We start from the raw sequence: 19,879 nt of genomic DNA, 5'->3' as shown, positions 1-19,879 counted from the left end.
AGAAGATTTTGTATTGAGAAAAAAATGGACATAAATGGATTAGCACAACCTATACACATGGAAAAACATAAGAGTGAAATCAAAAAAGACCCGCAAATCCATCACGGGTCGTAAGAAGGGGTTTTATATCCAACAGATTAATTACATATTAACGATTGCAAAGTGTGAAGTCTATAAGGATGATGTTGAGAAAGTTTTTAATTATGTCCATAACTGTTTGATCTTTTTTAAAAAGAAATGCACAATCTTTTTGTATGAAAAGAATGGTTCATATTTATAATGTGACTCATCTTTCCAAGTGTTATCGTACGAGGATTTGCTGCGTTTATTTGAAAGCGGAAACGCAATTACATTGTTTTTTTGTTTCATATATAAACCTCCCTTATAGTAATGCGTATCGTTTTAGGAAAGGAATATTCTAATTTTTATGTTGCACATGTTTCTATGTACTACTTAATTGTGAATGGATTACGCCGTTTTTATATAATGAGAACAATAAAAACTACCAAATAGTACACGTATGAAAATAATGATTAAAAGAAATGGATTTCTTCATTTTTACATGAAGGATTTGCACTGATATAGAAACATACGGTGAAATAGCGAGAACGACAATGATTGAAAATTGATGATATAATAAGAGCTAGATGAAAGATTAAGAAAAGCAGGTGAATTTTTGTTGTTTACGAAAGCACAAGAACTTTTATCCTCTTATTTTGGCTACTCGTCATTTCGCAGAGGACAAGATGAAACAATTAAAAATGTATTGGATGGGAAAGATACAGTTTGTATTATGCCAACAGGTGGCGGAAAATCGATTTGTTATCAAATTCCTGCATTGGTATTTGAAGGAACGACTTTAGTAATCTCACCTTTGATTTCACTTATGAAAGATCAAGTAGATACACTTGTACAAAATGGCATTTCCGCTACATATATTAATAGTTCTATTTCGATAACAGAAGCGAATCAGCGTATACAGTTAGCGAAGCAAGGGCATTATAAATTGCTTTATGTTGCACCGGAGCGTCTCGATTCGATGGAATTTGTGGATCAATTAATCGATATGAAAATACCGATGATTGCAATTGATGAAGCCCATTGTATTTCACAATGGGGACATGATTTCCGTCCAAGTTATTTACATATACATCGCATATTAGATTACTTGCCAGAAAAGCCAATCGTGCTCGCGTTAACCGCAACTGCAACACCGCAAGTACGAGAAGACATTTGCCGTGCATTAGATATTGATCCTACTCATACAATCATGACAACGTTTGAGAGAGAAAACTTATCATTCTCTGTTATAAAAGGACAAGATCGCAATGCTTATTTGAAAGAATATATTCGGCAAAACCAAAAAGAATCTGGAATCATTTATGCGGCAACACGAAAGGTCGTAGACCAGCTATATGAAGAACTAAGTAAGGTTGGTGTTTCCGTTGCACGCTATCACGCTGGGATGAGCGACTATGAACGTGATGAACAACAAGAACGTTTTTTACGAGATGAAGTCAGTGTCATGATCGCAACATCGGCATTTGGTATGGGAATTGATAAATCGAATATAAGATATGTGATTCATTATCAACTTCCGAAAAATATGGAAAGCTATTATCAAGAAGCAGGTCGTGCTGGTCGTGATGGGTTAGATAGCGAATGTATTTTGTTATATTCCTCTCAAGATGTACAAGTGCAACGTTTTTTAATTGACCAATCGACGGGAGAGTCACGTTTCTCAAATGAATTAGAGAAATTACAGCACATGACCGATTATTGCCATACGGAACAATGTTTACAATCTTTTATTCTAGATTACTTTGGAGAAGTGCCAGAAGAGGATTGTGATCGCTGTGGAAATTGTATAGATGAGCGTGAAAGTATTGATGTAACCAGAGAAGCACAAATGGTTTTATCGTGTATGATTCGAACGAATCAACGCTTTGGAAAACAAATGATTGCACAAGTGTTAACAGGATCAAAAAATAAAAAAGTGCTTGAATTTCGTTTTCATACACTTCCAACGTACGGGCTTTTATCAGATCGCAGTGTAAAAGAAGTAAGTGAATTTATTGAGTTTTTAATTTCGGATGAATTAATTGCGGTAGAGCATGGAACGTATCCAACATTAAAAGTAACAGCAAAAGGAAAAGAAGTGTTGCTTGGAAACGAACGTGTACTGCGTAAAGAAAGAGTAGAAACAAGACAAATTGTACAGGACCATCCGCTTTTCGAAGTGCTTCGTGAAATTCGAAAAGAGATTGCACAAGGCGAAGGTGTACCGCCATTTGTTATTTTTTCTGATCAAACGTTAACAGATATGTGTACGAAAATGCCAAAAAACGAGACGGAACTCCTACAAGTAAAAGGAATAGGAGAGCATAAACTGGCGAAGTACGGTTCTCACTTTTTACAAGCGGTGCTTCATTTTATGAAAGAAAATCCGAATTACGCAGAAACGGTTAAAACAGAAGTTGTGACTGAGCGGAAGAAATCAGGGAAAGCTTCTAAAAACTCTCATTTAGAAACGTATGAAATGTATGAGCGAGGCATTGAACTCAGTGAAATTGCAAAAGTAAGAGGTTTATCGCGTCAAACTGTAGAAAACCATTTAATTCGTTGTTCGGAAGAAGGGATGAAAGTAGATTGGCAAAGCTTTGTGCCAACAAAGTATGAATCTCTTATCGAATCAGCAGTTCGACATGCAGAGGGCGGTTTAAGGTCAATAAAAGAACAGCTCCCAGATGAAGTGAGTTATTTTATGATTCGGGCTTATTTACAAATAAAAAAATAGAGAAAAATAAAGAGGGTTGTTATCATTTTATAATATTATGAGTATACGCCCTTAAACTAACAGGGCGTTTTATGGAGCAAGAATTACAAAAATTATCAAACCTTTGTAAAAAAGGATGATTCAATTACAAAGAGAAAAAGCGTGTTTTGAAAAAAGTTTAGATGATTGGTATTAAACAAACGGGCAGAATAGTAGAGTAAGAGGATAAAAGCGAGAGGGAATATTTATGACTTATAAGTTTGAGATTATGACTCAGGAACAAGCTGAGGGTATTGCACATAATTGGCACTATGATGGAGAATATTCTTTTTATGATATAGAAGCTGATGAAGAAGATTTAGCTGAATTTTTAGACCCAGAAACAAGAGGTAACTCAATGTTTGCCGTTTTGAAAGAGGATGAAATTATTGGTTTCTTCAGTGTTAAAAAAGTAGCTGCTAATATTTATGATATAGGTTTAGGCATGAGACCAGATTTGACTGGCGATGGTAGAGGGTTAGAATTTCTAAATGCAGGTATTGATTTTGTCCAATCAAGATTTATACCAGATAAAATTACATTGTCAGTGGCAACTTTTAATCAAAGAGCGATAAAAGTATATAGAAAAGTTGGGTTTAAAGATATTGATACATTTATGCAAGCTACAAATGGTAGCACATATGAATTTCTAAGAATGGCTTATGAATGCTAATTTAAAGGTCCTTTGTTCAATTAAAGGGCGCGATTGTTTAATAAGAAGTAAAGGAGTTATACATGTTAGTCATGGATAATATGTATAGCTCCTTATTTTTCATGACTTTTTTGAATTAGGTCTTGATAATGTAAAATAAAGTCATTTAAAAAAATATAATTATTTAAAAATCTTTCTTCCACTAACGGAGTAGATTAGCTCAATAAGGAATCAAAATAAGAACTTGTAGCTGAAGAAATGGAAATAAGAATCTTTTGATACTCAGGTAGTTAGGAAAAGAGGCGGAAAGCTATCAAAGGGGGAGTATAAGTATGGCTTTAAATCACGAATTTGGTATAATTCATGATATCAATAATCAAAAGACTTACGAGAGTTACAATCCAGATGTACATAACTGTATTTCTGTAAATGATGATATTCTTACAAATTTATTTAAACCTTTATCGATAATGAAGACATATTTTCATACGTTAGATCGCCCTGAATATGGTTTGGCAAATTGGGGGATTACGATTATTCCACCTGAATCATTATCTCAATTTCTAGATATAGTTATATCTTCCAAAGATAGGAAGCAATCTATTGAACTGAACGAATTAGCTAACAAAATTATTCAAGCAAAAGTAGAGAATAAATATATGATTCACTTTGGAATTTAAAAAGGAGAGAAAGAAATTGACTATTATCACAAAAGTTATGAAAAGAGAAGATTGGGAAGCAGCACAAATAAGCGGGGAAATTAAGGAGGCATCACTTGCAGAAGAGGGATTTATTCATTGTTCATTTTTAGAACAATCTTTATCCGTTGCAGAAAAACACTTTCGTACTGAGAAGGAATTAGTCTTACTTTTAATAGATTCAACACGTGTTCAAGCTGAAATAAAATATGAAAAATCATCGAATGGTCAAGATTATCCACATGTATATGGAACTATACATATCGATGCTGTTATAGATGCTGTTCTTTTTTATCAAGAACATGGTGCATTTACTTTGCCAAACAGTATTTTGTTGAATCGATAAGAAGGGTTTAGAAATAAAGGATCGAATGTTGAAAAGTGTTAAAAGGAAAACAAGCACATGCATTGAAATTTATACAACAAAATAATGCAAGTGAGTATATAAAAAATAAAGTCATTCAATCTAATATGTCCGTTCTGCCAGATGAGGTAACATATAAGCTTCTATTAAAAGACGATGTTAGAAAAACTTAGGGAGACATAACGAGAACGATGTATTTTTATTATCTTCCTATCGATTTTTTATGGGTGGAGGATATCGTCAGCACTTTTTTGAGAAATGCTATAAGTTGAATGTAATATTGTTATGTAAACTGGGTAGAGAAAGTAAGAGAGGATAAAACAATGAATGATGAACGAAATAGAGTACGATATGTATTATTAACAATAATCGTTATGCTCTTCGGGTTAGGATCGAGAAAATTTGCACATATTTTTCCAGGCTTCTTACATTCATATTTAGGGGATGCATTATGGGCACTTATGATTTTTATTGGATTTGGATTCCTTTTTCATAAAATGGAAACGAAAAAAGTGGCCTTAATGAGTTTGTTATTTTGCTATGCAATTGAAATGAGTCAATTATATCATGCAGAATGGATTGATCGTATTCGTGCCACGACATTAGGCGGACTTGTATTAGGTTATGGTTTTTTATGGAGTGATGTATTTGCTTATACAATTGGCGTTGGAGTCGGGATGGTTTGTGAAGTAATAAAAATTTACTATTATACTTTCAAATCAAAAAGGGATAACATGAAGAAGAGGCCGCTGAAAAAGTCCACTTCATCATAAAAAAGGAGTCCATCACCCACTATATAGATGATGGACTCCTTTTCATTCTCAACATTCCGATAAAATACGTGTTGTTTTTTCAATGCCTTCTGCGGAAAGAACTTAACATGATAATTCTTTTGTCATTAAAATATGAGGAATTCCATCTTCCATAAAAATATCGGAAGAAGGCTGATAGTGTAATTTTTTATAAAAACCTTCAGCCTGTGTTTGACCGTGTAGTTTTACTTTGTTGGCTCCTTTTTCATAGGCAATTTCTTCTAACGTTTGAATAATTACTTTTCCAAGTCCATATTTCCGATAAGGCTGTAAAATACAAATTCTTTCTAGTTTCCCCATGTTGTCAACAAAGCGAATTCGGCCCGTTCCTACCGGTATTTCGTTATAATAAACTAAAATATGCTGACAGAACTCACTTAACGTGTCAAATGTATCGAATTCATCCTCAAGAGGAACTCCTTGCTCTTTTACAAATACTTCTTTTCGAATTTGAAAGGCGGTTTCTAGATCTTTCATTTCTTGAATTCTTTTCGATTTCAACTGACTCAGTCCTTTTTCGTATAATAGTGGGTCATTTATATATACTACATTACAAAACATGTAAACTTCTTTCAATAGTTATAAGATCATCCAAGTATTCTATGAAACATTATATATCTATCTCAAAATTCAGTGAAAGTAAAGGGGCAGGGAGGAAGAACCCCTCCACTGATTAAATGGAATCATAACTCGATGATTCCATTTTCAGTCCCGATGATTGCTTTATGTACCATATTAATAAATAATCCAGTTTCAATAACACCCGTTATCATTTTTAAACGATGATGGATTTCAAGTGGATTTGTAATGCGACTTGGAAACGTGCAGTCTAAAATAAAATTACCATTGTCTGTAAGGAAGGGCACACCGTTTTTCATACGTAACACAGTTTGGCAACCGAGCGATTGAATCTTTTTTTCTGTTTGATTATAGGCAAATGGAATGACTTCGATTGGTAAAGGGAACGTACCTAACTCTTCTACTTGTTTTGATTCATCTGCAATTATAATTAATTTTTGAGAGGAAGTGGCGACTATTTTCTCTCGCAAAAGAGCACCACCTCCACCTTTTATTAACTGTAAATTTGGGTTGATTTCATCTGCGCCGTCAATTGTGAGATCAAGATGATCTATTGTATTGTTAGGTCGTAATGGGATAGACAGCTGAGTCGCTAATTTTTCCGTTGCGATTGATGTAGGTACAGCTTCAATTGTAAGACCTTCTTTGACAAGTTGTCCTAACCGTTGTATCGTCCAATACACAGTAGACCCTGTACCAAGTCCGATTTTCATCCCATCTTTTACAAAATGCACAGCATATTCACCAGCTAAACGTTTTAGATTCATAATACACTCCACCACCTTATTCTGCAGGACGCGGCCCAGCATCTAAACCTGAATTTTCGACTGTTAATATGGGCCGGATAGTTAAATCTTTATATACTCGCATTTGACATGATAATCGTAAGTAATCTTCAATGCCTTTCTCTGTCATTGCATGTGTTTCTTTCGGTGTAGGCTCACGGAAATCACCTGCAACGACTTCGACTCTACAAGTTGTACAGCGAGCTTTCCCGCCGCAACGATGAAGAATCGGCACGCCGTTATCTTCAAGAGCTAACACTAATTTTGTTCCTTCTTCAACATCAAAAGTACCAGTGCCGATTACAGTTAATTTTGGCATTTGATAGCCTCCTTGTGTAAAATTCTACATAACATATTTATGACCGCACATTGAAAAACATAAACCTTAAAAATTTTTTATTCTCTCCGTAACTTTTTCATCCCTTCAATCGTTCATTAAGTAAGCGCTGAAAAGGAGTGGTTATTTTGTGCACAAAAGTAATGCCATTGTTTAAAAATCCTATCGATATGGATTATTCAAATAAAAATTTTCTGATTGAGAATTATGCCGAATTAAAAAGATACTGCATGTTTTTAACAAAAAACAAGTGGGACGGTGAAGACCTAGCGCAAGAAGCGGTTTGTAAAGTACTGCAAAAATATGCAGAGAAAGATATTTGTATGACGCTTCTATATAAAATTGCGCGAAATCAATGGTTCGATCAATTAAAATCAAAATCTGTTCAAGAGAAAGTAGAGAAGGAAGTAACATTTGAAACACCACATGAAATAATTGCTGATTTGCATGAGATGGCGGAAAAAGTAGTCACTTCACTAAATGCACAACAAACTGTTATTTTTTTGTTAAAGGATGTCTTTCAATATCATCTATCTGATATTGCGAAAATATGCTCGATATCAGAAGGAGCAGTGAAAGCTTCGTTATTTCGGAGTAGAAATAAATTGAAAATGAGAAATGAAGAAGATAGCAACTTAGCATGGCAAGATGATGTCAAGGTAGTCGTAACAGCGGTTCGAGAACAAAAACCAGAATTATTAACAAAACTCCTTCCGACTATTCATTTTACACATGTATCTTCTAAAGAGCCGGTGTTATTGTTCAGTGCGAAAAAATCTTCTTCTTACAATTTTATGTTATGCGCAGCTTAACAATAAGATGGAGGGATCATGATGAATACAATTCCGTATGTTGTGGAACAAACAAAGTTAGGAGAACGCTCCTATGATATATATTCTCGATTATTAAAAGATCGTATTGTAATGATTGGTTCAGAAATTAATGATCAAGTTGCAAGTAGTGTAGTGGCGCAGTTATTGTTTTTAGAAGCGGAAGATACAGAAAAAGATATTTTTCTTTATATTAATAGTCCAGGTGGCTCGACGACAGCAGGGTTTGCGATTTTGGATACAATGAATTTGATTAAGCCAGATGTACAAACGCTTTGTATGGGCTTTGCAGCATCATTTGGGGCACTTTTGTTGCTTAGCGGAACAAAAGGAAAACGATTTGCGCTTCCAAATAGTGAAATTATGATTCACCAGCCGCTTGGCGGAGCAAAAGGGCAAGCGACAGAGATTGAAATAACAGCAAAACGAATATTAAAGTTAAAACAAGATATTAACAACATTATATCCGACCGAACAGGGCAACCAATTGAGAAAGTAGCACGTGATACAGAAAGAGATTACTTTATGACAGCAGAAGAAGCAAAAACATACGGGATTGTTGATGCAGTTATTACAAAAAAATAATGGAAAACAGGCTAGGAACATAATTTATTTCCTAGCCTGTTTTTATACAGTGTACTATTCTTTCATCCACTCATTCACAAGTCCTTGGTTCTTTTTAATCCATTTTCGTGCAGCTTCTTCAGGATCTTTCATTTTATTTAGCATAACCATTAAAGTACCAAGTTGTTCATCATTCATTTTCCATTTATCAAAATATTTCACAACATCTGGATAATCTTTTTCAAATCCTTTTCTTACAGAGTAATAAATGTCGTCTTTTTCACCATATACTTTCTTAGGATCTTTTAAATATTTTAAATCAAATTCTGAAAAGCCCCAGTGTGGATTCCAAAGCGTAACAGCGATTGGTTTCTTTTGTGTATATGCTTTTTTTAATTCACTCATCATGGCAGCTTCTGAAGATTGGACAAGTTTTAACTTTACATCATATTCTTTCATCGCTTTATTTGTTAAATTCATCAAGCTACTACCTGGTTCAATACCGACAATTTTATTACCGAATTCTTCTTTATAAGCATTTAAATCTTCGATGCTGTTAACGTCTGTCATGTAAGAAGGAACAACTAAGCCAAGTCCAGTTCCTTCATACCATTTTGATTTTAAGACGATATCATTTTTATACCGATTATTTAACGGTTTATCGGTAACTGGAAGCCAAACTTCTAAATTTGCATCTATATCACCACGAGCAACACCAGTCCAAATTGCTGCTTTTTCTAAATACATCGGTTCTACTTTATACCCTTTTTGTTCTAATAAGACTTTCCACAAATTTGCAATTGCAATATTTTCTTTCCAACTTGTAACACCAAGTTTAATTTTTCCTTTTGTATTTGCATTTGTTGCATTACAAGAGGTAATAATCATACTGATAAATAACAAGATGCTAATAAGCCATATTTTCCGTTTCATTGAAATCCTCCCGTTTCATCACTAACATTTGTATACAAATAAATGTATAGGTGAACCTTCTTATTATGAACGGAAAATAAAGATTTTAAGAAAGCTTATTTCTGTTATTTCTATGTAATATTTCTGTTTAAAATCGCTACACTATGTGAATAGATGGGTAGAAAAGGAGTCGTTTTATGAAAAATACAAAAGTACGTGTGGAAAACGTGACAAAAGTATTTGGGAAAAATCCTCAACGAGCAGTTGCTTTATTAAAGGAAGGGAAAAGTAAATCAGAAATCTTGAAAGAAACAGGGATGAATGTTGGTGTAAAAAAAGCAACATTTGAAGTATATACAGGAGAAATATTTGTGATTATGGGACTTTCAGGAAGTGGAAAATCAACACTTGTTCGTATGCTTAACCAGCTTATAAAACCAACGGCAGGGCATATATACATAGATGAAGAAGATATCGCAACAATGGGGAAAGAGGCGCTTCGCAAAGTAAGAAGAACGAAGATGAGCATGGTATTTCAAAAATTTGCTTTATTTCCGCATCGAACTGTTATTCAAAATGTAGCGTATGGCTTAGAAGTACAAGGGGTACCGGTAGAAGAAAGAGAAGCAAAAGCATTAGAATCCCTCAAATTAGTTGGATTAGATCATCATAAAGATAGTTATCCAGGGCAATTAAGCGGTGGGATGCAGCAACGTGTTGGAATTGCAAGAGCGCTTACGAATGATCCAGACGTGCTTCTAATGGATGAGTCATTTAGTGCATTAGATCCATTGATTCGAAAAGAAATGCAGGATGAATTATTAGAGCTGCAAGATAAAATGGAAAAAACAATTATTTTTATTACGCATGATTTAGACGAAGCGCTTCGAATTGGAGATCGTATTGCGCTGATGAAAGATGGGGAAATTGTCCAAATTGGAACACCTGAAGAAATTATGATGAGCCCAGCAAATGAATTTGTAGAGAAATTTGTTGCGGATGTAAACTTAGGAAAAGTTATTACTGCTGAATCTATTTTAAAAAGGCCAGAAACATTACTGATTGATCGCGGACCGCGCGTAGCTCTGCAAATTATGAGAAATGCGGGTGTATCTACTGTATATGTAGTCAATAAAAAACATGAGTTTTTAGGAATTTTAACGGCTGATGATGCAAGTAAAGCAGTGCAAAAACAATGGCCAATTGCCGATTTGTTAATTACAGATCTTCCTCATGTGTATGTAGATACATTGCTAGAAGAAACGTATGCAAAAATGGCAGAGATGAAATTTCCTTTACCTGTTATTGATGAAAAAAATAGGCTAAGGGGGATTATTAAACGAGAAAGTGTCATTCAAGCTCTTGCCGGAAATATTGAAGATGAGGTGAATGACAATGAATAATATTCCACGTATTCCGTTAGGTGAATGGGTAGATACGTTTGTAGCGAGTTTATATGAGCATTTTGAAAATATATTTAGAGGATTTTCTTATGTGATTGGTGGTTTTGTTGATTTACTGACGAATTTTTTAACATTCATTCCAGCTTTTTTAATGATTGTCATTGTTTGCTTTCTCGTTTGGTATACAACAAGAAAAGTCTCTTTACTTATTTTTACATTGATTGGTTTATTATTTATTTTAAACATTAACTATTGGGGACAAACGATGCAAACATTGGCGCTTGTTCTTACATCCGTTATTATTTCTATTATTGTTGGAATCCCTATCGGTATTTTAGCATCGCAAAACGAACGGTTTTCGAAATTTTTAAAACCAACATTAGATTTTATGCAAACAATGCCGGCATTTGTTTACTTAATTCCTGCCATTACATTCTTTGGAGTTGGGGTAGTGCCAGGGATTATCGCGTCTGTTATTTTTGCGATGCCACCAACGATTCGCTTTACAGACCTTGGAATTAGACAAGTACCAGAAGATTTAATTGAAGCTGCAAATGCATTTGGATCTACAGCATCACAAAAGTTATTTAAAGTACAATTGCCACTTGCGACAGGAACAATTATGGCCGGGATTAACCAAAGTATTATGTTATCATTATCGATGGTTGTGACAGCATCACTTGTAGGAGCGCCGGGACTTGGTGTAGATGTATATCGCTCTGTAACACAAGTGAATATTGGAATGGGATTTGAAGCAGGACTAGCCATTGTCGTAATCGCTATTATATTAGATCGAATCACACAAGGATTTCATCGAAGAAGAAGAGGATAGGACAGAAAAGTTTCAGTAAAATAATCAAAAAAGATATTTTTCAAGAAGTTACAATGAATTTTTTGTGAAAAATTCATTGTAACTTTAAATAAACTTCATATAAAACACACATTGAAAGTGTATGATGTAGATATCAGATATGAAGTAAGAATTATATTTAATTATTTTTATATAGAATAACAACAAATAAGTTACAGGGGTGGCATTCACTTTTTCTGAATGCCTTTTATAGAAAAAGAAATACAACAAAAAAGGAGAGATTCTCATGGCAATGGAAAGTAAAGAGATAAAAACACAAATTACAGAAGAAGATGTAGATATTTTAAAAGTGATGGCACATCCAGTACGATTACAAATTGTTAATGAGTTAAAAAATAGAAAAACTTGTAACGTATCACAGCTAACAGAAATTTTAGAAATCCCACAATCAACTGTATCTCAGCACTTATCGAAAATGAAAGGAAAAGTGCTACGTTCCGAACGAAAAGGATTGGAAATGTATTATTACATTAATAATGCAAAGGCAAGTGAGATTGTTGGCATTTTAGGCTGTGTAAATTAATAAAAACAGAAGAAGATTACAAAAAACATCTCTACATCATAATGTGGGGATGTTTTTTAGCTAAAATATAAAGTTTGAAAAATTAGTGATTATTAATGAACCTTTATTTGAAGTAGAGGGAAAAGTATATCATCCATGTTTATTACATCTTTTTAAAGTTTTTATGAACTAGAAACTCCCACATTCTCCACGGAATTAGTTTTTTTACAGTAATCATCAGTTTTACGCCTTTTCCAATGGGATAACGAAAGGATGTTCTTTTTGCTTCGGCAACCTCTACAATCTTCTTAGCAACATCGATTGGATTGCCGAATGTATCACTCCCATTACTTATATGACGCTGTATTTTCTGCATATATTTCATATAAGGAGAAGTAGTTGTTTCGTAATTTTTTGCGAGATTTTTTCCAACTTTCCATATATTTGTATGATAAGAACCAGGCTCAATTAAGCAAACATCGATCCCGAATTGTTTTACTTCTAAGCGGAGGGATTCACTCCAACCTTCTAATGCATGTTTAGAAGAAACGTAAGGAGATAAACCGGGAAAGCCAATTTGACCACTAATACTACTTACATTCATGATTTTTCCACTTTTTTGCTTTCTCATATAAGGCAATACAATTTGAGTGATGGAGATCGCTCCAAATACATTCGTTTCAAATTGTTTACGATATTCTTCTATAGGAATTTCCTCTACAAAACCGCCCCCTGCATATCCTGCATTATTGATAAGAAGGTCTACTCGGTCTAATTCTTTTAAAAATAACTGAAAAGTATGGATTGAATTTGGATCCTTAACATCCAGTTGATGAATTTTGATATGATGTTGCAAATGTAATGCGGTAGCTTGCGATAATAAATTTTCTTGTTTATTCAGATCGCGCATTGTAGCGATGACAATATAATCTTTTTTAGCTAATTCAATAGTTGTTAATAGACCAAAGCCACTTGAGGCACCAGTAATAATCGCGATTTTTTTCATTTTCTGCTCACTTTCTTTTTTTCTTATATCATAACGAGTTTTATATCGGAAATCTATGATTCTCTTTCTTGTAGAGGATATATTTGTTTTATTACCTAAGAAAAAGTTTGATAAGTTAGAGTTGTTAATTTTTTTGTGAAAAATATATAATGGAACATACATTCTGTCTATGAGATAATGCTTTATTGGTTTTTTAAGGAGGAGGTTATTTATGATATATTCTGTAAAAGATGCGGAAATTTATTATGAAATAATTGGGGAAGGAAAACCAATTGTTATCCTGCATGGATGTTCTATTGATCATAGAGCAATGAAAGGGTGTATGGAACCAGTATTTCATAAGTATTCTGGTTATAAGCGAATATACATTGACTTGCCAGGTATGGGGAAATCAAATGCGCCGAAATGGGTAAATAGTTCGGATGGTTTAATAGAGCTACTTATTTCATGTATAGAAAAGATCATTCCAAACGAACCTTTCTTATTTGCAGGAGAATCATATGGTGGGTATTTATCGAGGGTGATAGCTACCAAAATGCCTCATCGTATTCATGGCTTACTGCTAATATGTCCCGTTATAATTGCAGAGCATGAAAAGCGGACCGTTCCGGATTATCATCTTATTAACAGTGATGATCTATTTTTAAATAGTCTTCCAGTAGAGGAAAGGAGAGAGTTTTGTGAGTTCGCAGTGATAGCAAATGAATATACATATCATCGGTATAAAGAAGAAATTAAGCCAGGACTTAGCGCGGCAAACATAGAATTTATCGAAAATTTACAAAAGAATTACAGCTCGAATTTTCCTATAAAGGAACAAAAATATGTGAATCCCGTTCTTGTACTTGCAGGGCGGCAAGATATAGTTGTAGGCTATAAAGATATATTAGACGTTGTAGAAGATTATCCGAGAGCAACGTTCGCTATTCTAGATATGGCAGGACATAATTTACAAATTGAACAGCCTCAATTATTCGAGAGTTTAGTGAAAGAATGGTTAGTAAGAGTCAGTAGAGAGGAAGTAAATTAGAAGATTCTTTATCATTTACCTTGATATAATTAAAGGAAAATTTCATAATAAATCATAATTTTATTCTAATAAAAATATAATTATCCATACTTTCATCTTGTACAAAAGTGGACATAATGAGACAGCTGTCTCATTATGTCCACTTTTTTTCTTTTCATAAAGAGAAAAAGCTCACCATTACACCTTTTTGAAATTGGCACGCGATTTGCAAGAATAAAAGATGAAAAGAAAATAGGGGGGCTAAAAGATGTTAAAAACAACGGAAAGTAAAGGAAATGAAATAACAAAAGAACAAGCTCGTTGGATGTATAAAAAGATGCTTGAGATTCGCAAATTTGAAGATAAAGTGCATGAATTGTTTGCGCAAGGTTTGCTTCCAGGTTTCGTTCATTTATATGCTGGTGAAGAAGCGGTAGCTGTTGGGGTATGTGCCCATTTAACGGATTACGATAGTATTACGAGTACACATAGAGGACATGGACATTGTATTGCGAAAGGCTGTGATTTAAATGGAATGATGGCTGAACTTTTCGGAAAAGCAACGGGTCTATGTAAGGGGAAAGGTGGTTCCATGCATATTGCTGATTTAGATAAAGGAATGCTTGGAGCAAACGGTATTGTCGGAGGAGGTTTTCCGCTTGCATGTGGTTCAGCGTTAACAGCAAAGTATAAAGGGACAAAAGATGTAAGCGTTTGCTTCTTTGGGGATGGCGCAAATAATGAGGGGACATTCCATGAAGGCGTAAATTTAGCGGCCATTTGGAAATTACCAGTTATTTTTGTAGCTGAAAATAATGGTTACGGTGAAGCTACACCATTTGAATATGCATCAAGTTGTAAATCGATTGCTGATCGCGCAAAGGCTTATAACATTCCAGGAATTCGCGTTGATGGAAAAGATCTTCTTGCTGTATATAAAGCAGCGGAATTCGCGGTGAAACGTGCGCGTAATGGAGAAGGACCAACTTTAATTGAATGCATGACGTATCGGAACTACGGCCATTTTGAAGGAGAAGCCCAAACATATAAAACGGCCGAAGAAAGGGAAGAACATTTAAATGAAAAAGATGCGATTGTGAATTTCCGTAAGCATTTCATTCATGAAGGATTACTAACTGAAACTGAATTAGTAGATATGGAAAAAGCTGTTGATGAAGCGGTTCAAAAATCAATTGAGTTTAGTGAAAATAGTCCATATCCAGCGGACAGTGAATTATTACAAGATGTATATGTGTCTTACAAATAAGAGGAGGGTGAAAAAGAATGACAAGAACAGTAAGTATGTCAACTGCAATTAATGAAGCGATGAAATTAGCAATGCGCCGTGATGAGAATGTTATTTTAATGGGAGAAGATGTTGCTGGTGGGGCGCAAGTGGATCATTTGCAAGATGATGAAGCTTGGGGCGGTGTTCTTGGCGTAACAAAAGGGCTTGTACAAGAATTTGGACGAAATCGAATTTTAGATACACCGATTTCTGAAGCTGGTTATATGGGAGCGGCGATGGCAGCTGCAGCAACAGGTTTACGACCAATTGCGGAGTTAATGTTTAATGACTTTATCGGTAGTTGTTTAGATCAAGTGTTAAACCAAGGGGCAAAATTCCGTTACATGTTTGGCGGGAAAGCAAAAGTTCCTGTAACGGTTCGTACCATGCATGGAGCTGGATTTAGTGCGGCAGCTCAGCACTCACAAAGTTTATATGCACTATTTACAAGCATTCCAGGTATTAAAGTCGTTGTTCCATCCACTCCATATGATGCAAAAGGATTACTATTAGCTTCTATTGAGGATGATGATCCAGTTATCTTCTTTGAAGATAAAACACTTTACAATATGCAAGGTGAAGTTCCTGAAAAATATTACACAATTCCGCTTGGAAAAGCAGATGTAAAACGAGCAGGGTCTGATGTAACAATTGTAGCGATTGGCAAGCAAGTCCATACAGCGCTAGAGGCTGCAGAGCAACTAGCAAGAAAAGGATTGGAATTAGAAGTCATTGATCCTCGTTCTTTATCACCACTTGATGAAGATACGATTTTAGCATCTGTTGAAAAAACAAATCGCCTTATTGTAATTGATGAGGCAAATCCTAGATGTAGCATGGCAACAGATATTGCAGCAATTGTTGCTGATAAGGGATTTGATTTATTGGATGCACCAATTAAACGGATTACAGCGCCACATACACCAGTACCATTCTCACCACCGCTTGAAAAATTATATTTACCAACACCTGAAAAAGTAATTGAAACAGTATCCGAGATGATTGGGGATCGCTCTTTATTACATGTATAGCGTAACAAAAAGAAAGGAGAGAGGCGTATGGCTGTAGAAGTTGTAATGCCAAAACTTGGAATGTCAATGAAAGAAGGAATGGTTACATCGTGGAATATTAAAACAGGAGATCATGTGACGAAAGGGGAATTTATCGCTAGCATTAACTCCGAAAAAATTGAGACAGAAATAGAAGCACCAGCTGATGGGATGGTTTTAAATATAGCAGTAGGAGAAGATCAAGGGGTTCCGCCTGGAACGGTCATTTGTTATATTGGTAAGCCAAATGAAAAAGTAGACGTACAAGGAAAAAAATCCGTTCTAGAGGAATCTATAGCGAAAGAAGAATTGCCTCGAAATGTACAACAATCCGAAATATATGGGAAAGAAGAAATGAAACAAAGAATAAAAATTTCACCTGTAGCTAAAAAAATCGCACAAGCTGAAAATCTTGATATTACTAAACTTGTAGGTACAGGACCTGGAGGAAGAATTACGAAAGTAGATGTATTAAAGGCAGCGGAAGAAAAAGATGTATCACCAATATCTATAAAACAAGAACAGGCGAAACGTATTCCAGTTACCGGCATGAGAAAAACAATTGCAAACCGTATGCATGCAAGTTTACAAAACAGCGCGCAATTAACGTTAACAATGAAAGTAGATGTAACAGATTTAGTTGCGTTACATAAAACGATGGCGGAAAGCATTCAAAGAAGATATGATCATAAATTAACGATAACAGATTTTGTGTCTCGTGCTGTTATATTGGCTCTTGAAGAACATCAAGATATGAATAGTGCGTATATGGATGAGGCAATTCACCAATTTGAGCATATCCATTTAGGAATGGCGGTAGCGCTCGACAATGGCTTAGTTGTACCGGCCATTCATTTTGCAAATAACTTATCGCTTGTACAATTATCAAAAGAAATAAAAATAGTTGCCAAAAAAGCGAAAGAAGGCAGATTAAGCAGTGATGAGATGCGAGGAACAACTTTTACAATTAGTAATTTAGGGGCTTATGGCATTGAATATTTCACACCTGTACTTAATATGCCAGAAACAGGGATTTTAGGCGTAGGAGCCATTGAACATGTTCCGGTGTATCGCGGGGAAGAACTGCAAAAAGGAAGTATATTACCGCTAAGTTTAACATTTGATCATCGCGTATTAGATGGTGCACCAGCTGCTACCTTTTTACGTACGATTAAGCAATATTTAGAAGAACCTGTAACAATTCTTGTATAAAAGAAGGTGAGAGAATGAGTAAATTAGTTGTCATTGGCGGGGGACCAGCTGGATATGTAGCTGCAATTACAGCTGCTCAAAATGGAAAAGAAGTTGTCCTTGTAGAAGAAGGAACACTTGGTGGAACGTGCTTAAATGTAGGGTGTATGCCAACGAAATCCTTATTAGAAAGTGCGGAAGTTCATGATATTGTAAAGCATGCGCCAACATTTGGTGTGAACATTTTGAAGGATAATATTGTCGTTGATTGGAGACAAATGCAAAATCGAAAACAAATGATTGTTCAGCAACTTGTACAAGGAATTCAATATTTAATGAAGAAAAATAAAATTAAAGTACTAAAAGGAAAAGCTCATTTTCAAACAGATCACCGCTTGCATATTATACAAGAAAGGAAAGAAGAAACGTTAGATGCAGACCAATTTATTATTGCATCTGGATCGGAACCGACCGAATTACCGGTTGCCCCTTTTGACGGAGAATGGGTTTTAAATAGTAGCGATGTGATGTCGCTTGATCATATCCCATCGTCATTGCTTATTGTTGGTGGTGGGGTGATTGGATGCGAGTTTGCTAGTATTTATAGTAGACTGGGAACAAAAGTAACGATTGTTGAAATGGCGAATCAAATTCTTCCTGGTGAAGATGAAGATATTGCAAATATATTAAGAGAAAAATTAGAAAATGACGGGGTAGAAATTTATACAGAAACAGCGTTAAAAGGGTTAAACCTTCATAAAAAACAAGCGCTATTTGAAAATGAAACAGGGTCTTTTGAACAGAATCCAGAGTATGTTCTTGTTTCTGCTGGAAGAAGACCGCGTGTGAATGAGCTAAATCTTGAACAGGCAGGAATAGAGTTTTCCAGTAAAGGGATTTCTGTAAATGAACATATGCAAACGAATGTTTCCCATATTTATGCAGCTGGTGATGTTATTGGCGGCATTCAACTTGCTCACGTCGCATTTCATGAAGGAGCTACCGCAGCTTTACATGCATGTGGGAAAGAAACGAAAGTGAACTATCATGCTGTTCCGCGCTGCATGTACACTGCACCAGAAATCGCGAGTGTCGGATTAACAGAGAAGACCGCGCGTGATCAATATGGAGATATCCTTATTGGAGAATTTCCGTTTACGGCAAATGGAAAGGCGCTTATTTTAGGAGAACAGGTAGGGAAAGTAAAAGTAATTGTGGAGCCGAGATATCAAGAAATTATAGGGATTTCTATTGTTGGTCCCCGCGCAACAGAACTAATCGGACAAGGAACAGTTATGCTTCATACCGAAGTAACAGCGGATATTATGAGAGATTTTATCGCAGCACATCCAACGTTAGCAGAATCAATACATGAAGCGCTGTTACAAGCGATTGGTCATGCTGTACATGTTTAATAGAAAAAAACGAGTATAGCCATCGCTAGCTTATACTCGTTTTTTCGTTCTTTTAGAAGATAAGATGTGAAACTCTTACTTCTATGTCCAACTTATTTCATAATAAAAGTGTTTTAGAAATCATTGCATTTACTTTGGAAATTGGTATACTTATTAAGTCAGTGTGTAGAGATATTGGTATTAGTTTTTTACTGACCAAAAATATATGTCGCAAGATACGTCTACCATCTGAAATTTTAATTTCGGAGGGAAAACATGTACAAAGAAGATCGATTGCCTCAAAATGCAAAAGAAGGCATATTATTTTTATTGATTATTTCCATTATTTCGGTAAACACGATTGCCCCAATTATTATGGGACTAGAACGCGGTTTCAGCAAAGAAAATTATGTAGAAACGCTAAAGATCATTCCGTTTATGTGGATTATCGTCGTTCTGTTAGTAAGATTAGTTGCAGGACCGTTAGCTGGGAAATTGCTGCCAAAATTCGTGGGGAAAACAGATGGATTTAATGCTAGAGTTTTATTAAATATTCTATTAAATGTTACAATCTTATCCGTTCTTCTAACCATTATAGGCACTTGGGTTGGTATGAAACAAATAAGTTTAGAACCGTTTCAAAATTTCTTTCCTAAATGGTTTAGAAATTTTGGTGTAGCATTTTGGATTGAGTTATTAATCGCTCAGCCAATCGCCAGATTTGCAATGAAAAAAATGCATGCAAAACAAGCCAATCGAGCAGAAAGTGTAAACGCGTAACACTTAAAATTATGAATGTATAAAAGAGATATTAAATG

At 35.0% G+C, this 19,879-nt stretch carries 22 protein-coding genes; 16 read left to right on the top strand and 6 right to left on the bottom strand.

Annotation, left to right across the window (positions count from 1 at the left end; genetic code table 11):
- Nucleotides 1–201: 201 nt before the first annotated feature.
- Nucleotides 202–369 carry a hypothetical protein gene (locus MR058_RS06175; protein ID WP_242143131.1) on the bottom strand — a complete coding sequence of 56 codons (168 nt, stop codon included), beginning with the start codon at nt 367–369 and terminating at the stop codon, nt 202–204.
- Nucleotides 370–679: 310 nt separating this feature from the next.
- Between MR058_RS06175 and recQ the strand changes: the two genes are divergently transcribed.
- From recQ to MR058_RS06145, 5 genes are all read left to right on the top strand, one after another.
- Nucleotides 680–2,797: a DNA helicase RecQ gene (gene recQ, locus MR058_RS06170; protein ID WP_242143130.1), complete on the top strand. Its 2,118-nt coding sequence runs from the start codon at nt 680–682 to the stop codon at nt 2,795–2,797.
- A 226-nt stretch (nt 2,798–3,023) separates the two neighbouring features.
- Entirely contained in the window at nt 3,024–3,488 is a 465-nt protein-coding gene (locus tag MR058_RS06165) for a GNAT family N-acetyltransferase (protein WP_242143129.1), read from the top strand.
- Between the two features lie 311 nt (nt 3,489–3,799).
- Entirely contained in the window at nt 3,800–4,147 is a 348-nt protein-coding gene (locus MR058_RS06160) for a short-chain dehydrogenase (protein WP_242143128.1), read from the top strand.
- Between the two features lie 22 nt (nt 4,148–4,169).
- A complete protein-coding gene (locus MR058_RS06155) occupies nt 4,170–4,511 on the top strand; it encodes a DUF952 domain-containing protein (RefSeq protein WP_242143506.1) in 342 nt (113 codons plus the stop codon).
- A 341-nt stretch (nt 4,512–4,852) separates the two neighbouring features.
- Nucleotides 4,853–5,302, top strand: a complete 450-nt coding sequence (locus MR058_RS06145; RefSeq protein WP_242143127.1) for a ribosomal maturation YjgA family protein — start codon at nt 4,853–4,855, stop codon at nt 5,300–5,302.
- A gap of 102 nt (nt 5,303–5,404) precedes the next feature.
- On the opposite strand, the gene MR058_RS06140 is transcribed toward MR058_RS06145, so the two are convergent.
- The 3 genes from MR058_RS06140 to MR058_RS06130 all read right to left on the bottom strand — a co-directional run bounded on the left by MR058_RS06140 (nt 5,405) and on the right by MR058_RS06130 (nt 7,024).
- Nucleotides 5,405–5,842, bottom strand: coding sequence for a GNAT family N-acetyltransferase (locus tag MR058_RS06140; protein ID WP_242143126.1), 438 nt, complete (start codon nt 5,840–5,842; stop codon nt 5,405–5,407).
- Between the two features lie 182 nt (nt 5,843–6,024).
- The gene (gene rpiA, locus MR058_RS06135) at nt 6,025–6,687 is read right to left on the bottom strand and encodes a ribose 5-phosphate isomerase A (protein WP_242143125.1); all 663 of its coding nucleotides are present in this window, start codon (nt 6,685–6,687) and stop codon (nt 6,025–6,027) included.
- 16 nt (nt 6,688–6,703) lie between these two features.
- A complete protein-coding gene (locus MR058_RS06130) occupies nt 6,704–7,024 on the bottom strand; it encodes a 2Fe-2S iron-sulfur cluster-binding protein (protein WP_242143124.1) in 321 nt (106 codons plus the stop codon).
- A 146-nt stretch (nt 7,025–7,170) separates the two neighbouring features.
- Here MR058_RS06130 and MR058_RS06125 point away from each other — a divergent pair, with 146 nt between their 5' ends.
- The gene (locus MR058_RS06125; RefSeq protein ID WP_242143123.1) at nt 7,171–7,854 is read left to right on the top strand and encodes an RNA polymerase subunit sigma-70; all 684 of its coding nucleotides are present in this window, start codon (nt 7,171–7,173) and stop codon (nt 7,852–7,854) included.
- A 21-nt stretch (nt 7,855–7,875) separates the two neighbouring features.
- Nucleotides 7,876–8,457, top strand: coding sequence for an ATP-dependent Clp endopeptidase proteolytic subunit ClpP (gene clpP / locus MR058_RS06120; protein WP_242143122.1), 582 nt, complete (start codon nt 7,876–7,878; stop codon nt 8,455–8,457).
- Nucleotides 8,458–8,511: 54 nt separating this feature from the next.
- Here clpP and MR058_RS06115 read toward each other — a convergent pair whose 3' ends face one another.
- On the bottom strand, nt 8,512–9,369 hold the full coding sequence (locus MR058_RS06115; protein WP_242143121.1) for a glycine betaine ABC transporter substrate-binding protein: 858 nt from the start codon (nt 9,367–9,369) through the stop codon (nt 8,512–8,514).
- Between the two features lie 176 nt (nt 9,370–9,545).
- Here MR058_RS06115 and MR058_RS06110 point away from each other — a divergent pair, with 176 nt between their 5' ends.
- From MR058_RS06110 to MR058_RS06100, 3 genes are all read left to right on the top strand, one after another.
- Nucleotides 9,546–10,751, top strand: a complete 1,206-nt coding sequence (locus tag MR058_RS06110; protein WP_087098764.1) for a quaternary amine ABC transporter ATP-binding protein — start codon at nt 9,546–9,548, stop codon at nt 10,749–10,751.
- Nucleotides 10,744–11,583, top strand: coding sequence for an ABC transporter permease (locus tag MR058_RS06105; RefSeq protein ID WP_242143120.1), 840 nt, complete (start codon nt 10,744–10,746; stop codon nt 11,581–11,583). The genes MR058_RS06110 and MR058_RS06105 overlap by 8 nt, the downstream gene beginning before the upstream one ends.
- 265 nt (nt 11,584–11,848) lie before the next feature.
- Nucleotides 11,849–12,145, top strand: a complete 297-nt coding sequence (locus MR058_RS06100) for an ArsR/SmtB family transcription factor (RefSeq protein ID WP_242143119.1) — start codon at nt 11,849–11,851, stop codon at nt 12,143–12,145.
- Nucleotides 12,146–12,287: 142 nt separating this feature from the next.
- Here the strand turns inward: MR058_RS06100 and MR058_RS06095 are convergent, their stop codons facing one another.
- Complete coding sequence (locus tag MR058_RS06095) at nt 12,288–13,130, bottom strand: oxidoreductase (protein ID WP_242143118.1); 843 nt, start codon at nt 13,128–13,130, stop codon at nt 12,288–12,290.
- 211 nt (nt 13,131–13,341) lie between these two features.
- Between MR058_RS06095 and MR058_RS06090 the strand changes: the two genes are divergently transcribed.
- The 6 genes from MR058_RS06090 to MR058_RS06065 all read left to right on the top strand — a co-directional run bounded on the left by MR058_RS06090 (nt 13,342) and on the right by MR058_RS06065 (nt 19,841).
- Complete coding sequence (locus MR058_RS06090) at nt 13,342–14,160, top strand: alpha/beta fold hydrolase (RefSeq protein ID WP_242143117.1); 819 nt, start codon at nt 13,342–13,344, stop codon at nt 14,158–14,160.
- A 247-nt stretch (nt 14,161–14,407) separates the two neighbouring features.
- Entirely contained in the window at nt 14,408–15,406 is a 999-nt protein-coding gene (locus MR058_RS06085) for a thiamine pyrophosphate-dependent dehydrogenase E1 component subunit alpha (RefSeq protein WP_242143116.1), read from the top strand.
- A 17-nt stretch (nt 15,407–15,423) separates the two neighbouring features.
- Nucleotides 15,424–16,458, top strand: a complete 1,035-nt coding sequence (gene acoB / locus MR058_RS06080; RefSeq protein WP_242143115.1) for an acetoin:2,6-dichlorophenolindophenol oxidoreductase subunit beta — start codon at nt 15,424–15,426, stop codon at nt 16,456–16,458.
- A 27-nt stretch (nt 16,459–16,485) separates the two neighbouring features.
- A complete protein-coding gene (locus tag MR058_RS06075; protein WP_242143114.1) occupies nt 16,486–17,688 on the top strand; it encodes a dihydrolipoamide acetyltransferase family protein in 1,203 nt (400 codons plus the stop codon).
- A gap of 14 nt (nt 17,689–17,702) precedes the next feature.
- Nucleotides 17,703–19,082 carry a dihydrolipoyl dehydrogenase gene (lpdA, locus tag MR058_RS06070; protein WP_242143113.1) on the top strand — a complete coding sequence of 460 codons (1,380 nt, stop codon included), beginning with the start codon at nt 17,703–17,705 and terminating at the stop codon, nt 19,080–19,082.
- Nucleotides 19,083–19,337: 255 nt separating this feature from the next.
- A complete protein-coding gene (locus tag MR058_RS06065; protein WP_242143112.1) occupies nt 19,338–19,841 on the top strand; it encodes a hypothetical protein in 504 nt (167 codons plus the stop codon).
- Nucleotides 19,842–19,879: the final 38 nt, after the last annotated feature.

Origin of the sequence: Bacillus cereus group sp. BfR-BA-01430 (genome assembly GCF_022663115.1) — a bacterium.
Lineage (GTDB): Bacteria > Bacillota > Bacilli > Bacillales > Bacillaceae_G > Bacillus_A > Bacillus_A cereus_BD.
The sequence above is the reverse complement of the archived record's forward strand: the minus strand, read 5'-3'. Positions and strand labels throughout refer to the sequence as shown.

Excerpts from the sequence above, each read along its gene's own strand:
- rpiA (WP_242143125.1), bottom strand. The coding sequence starts at position 6,687 with ATGAATCTAAAACGTTTAGCTGGTGAATATGCTGTGCATTTTGTAAAA.
- MR058_RS06165 (WP_242143129.1), top strand. The coding sequence starts at position 3,024 with ATGACTTATAAGTTTGAGATTATGACTCAGGAACAAGCTGAGGGTATT.
- MR058_RS06090 (WP_242143117.1), top strand. The coding sequence starts at position 13,342 with ATGATATATTCTGTAAAAGATGCGGAAATTTATTATGAAATAATTGGG.
- MR058_RS06075 (WP_242143114.1), top strand. The coding sequence starts at position 16,486 with ATGGCTGTAGAAGTTGTAATGCCAAAACTTGGAATGTCAATGAAAGAA.
- MR058_RS06130 (WP_242143124.1), bottom strand. The coding sequence starts at position 7,024 with ATGCCAAAATTAACTGTAATCGGCACTGGTACTTTTGATGTTGAAGAA.
- acoB (WP_242143115.1), top strand. The coding sequence starts at position 15,424 with ATGACAAGAACAGTAAGTATGTCAACTGCAATTAATGAAGCGATGAAA.
- MR058_RS06160 (WP_242143128.1), top strand. The coding sequence starts at position 3,800 with ATGGCTTTAAATCACGAATTTGGTATAATTCATGATATCAATAATCAA.
- MR058_RS06095 (WP_242143118.1), bottom strand. The coding sequence starts at position 13,130 with ATGAAAAAAATCGCGATTATTACTGGTGCCTCAAGTGGCTTTGGTCTA.
- MR058_RS06100 (WP_242143119.1), top strand. The coding sequence starts at position 11,849 with ATGGCAATGGAAAGTAAAGAGATAAAAACACAAATTACAGAAGAAGAT.
- lpdA (WP_242143113.1), top strand. The coding sequence starts at position 17,703 with ATGAGTAAATTAGTTGTCATTGGCGGGGGACCAGCTGGATATGTAGCT.
- MR058_RS06105 (WP_242143120.1), top strand. The coding sequence starts at position 10,744 with ATGAATAATATTCCACGTATTCCGTTAGGTGAATGGGTAGATACGTTT.
- MR058_RS06085 (WP_242143116.1), top strand. The coding sequence starts at position 14,408 with ATGTTAAAAACAACGGAAAGTAAAGGAAATGAAATAACAAAAGAACAA.
- clpP (WP_242143122.1), top strand. The coding sequence starts at position 7,876 with ATGAATACAATTCCGTATGTTGTGGAACAAACAAAGTTAGGAGAACGC.
- MR058_RS06175 (WP_242143131.1), bottom strand. The coding sequence starts at position 369 with ATGAAACAAAAAAACAATGTAATTGCGTTTCCGCTTTCAAATAAACGC.
- MR058_RS06065 (WP_242143112.1), top strand. The coding sequence starts at position 19,338 with ATGTACAAAGAAGATCGATTGCCTCAAAATGCAAAAGAAGGCATATTA.
- MR058_RS06115 (WP_242143121.1), bottom strand. The coding sequence starts at position 9,369 with ATGAAACGGAAAATATGGCTTATTAGCATCTTGTTATTTATCAGTATG.
- MR058_RS06110 (WP_087098764.1), top strand. The coding sequence starts at position 9,546 with ATGAAAAATACAAAAGTACGTGTGGAAAACGTGACAAAAGTATTTGGG.
- MR058_RS06145 (WP_242143127.1), top strand. The coding sequence starts at position 4,853 with ATGAATGATGAACGAAATAGAGTACGATATGTATTATTAACAATAATC.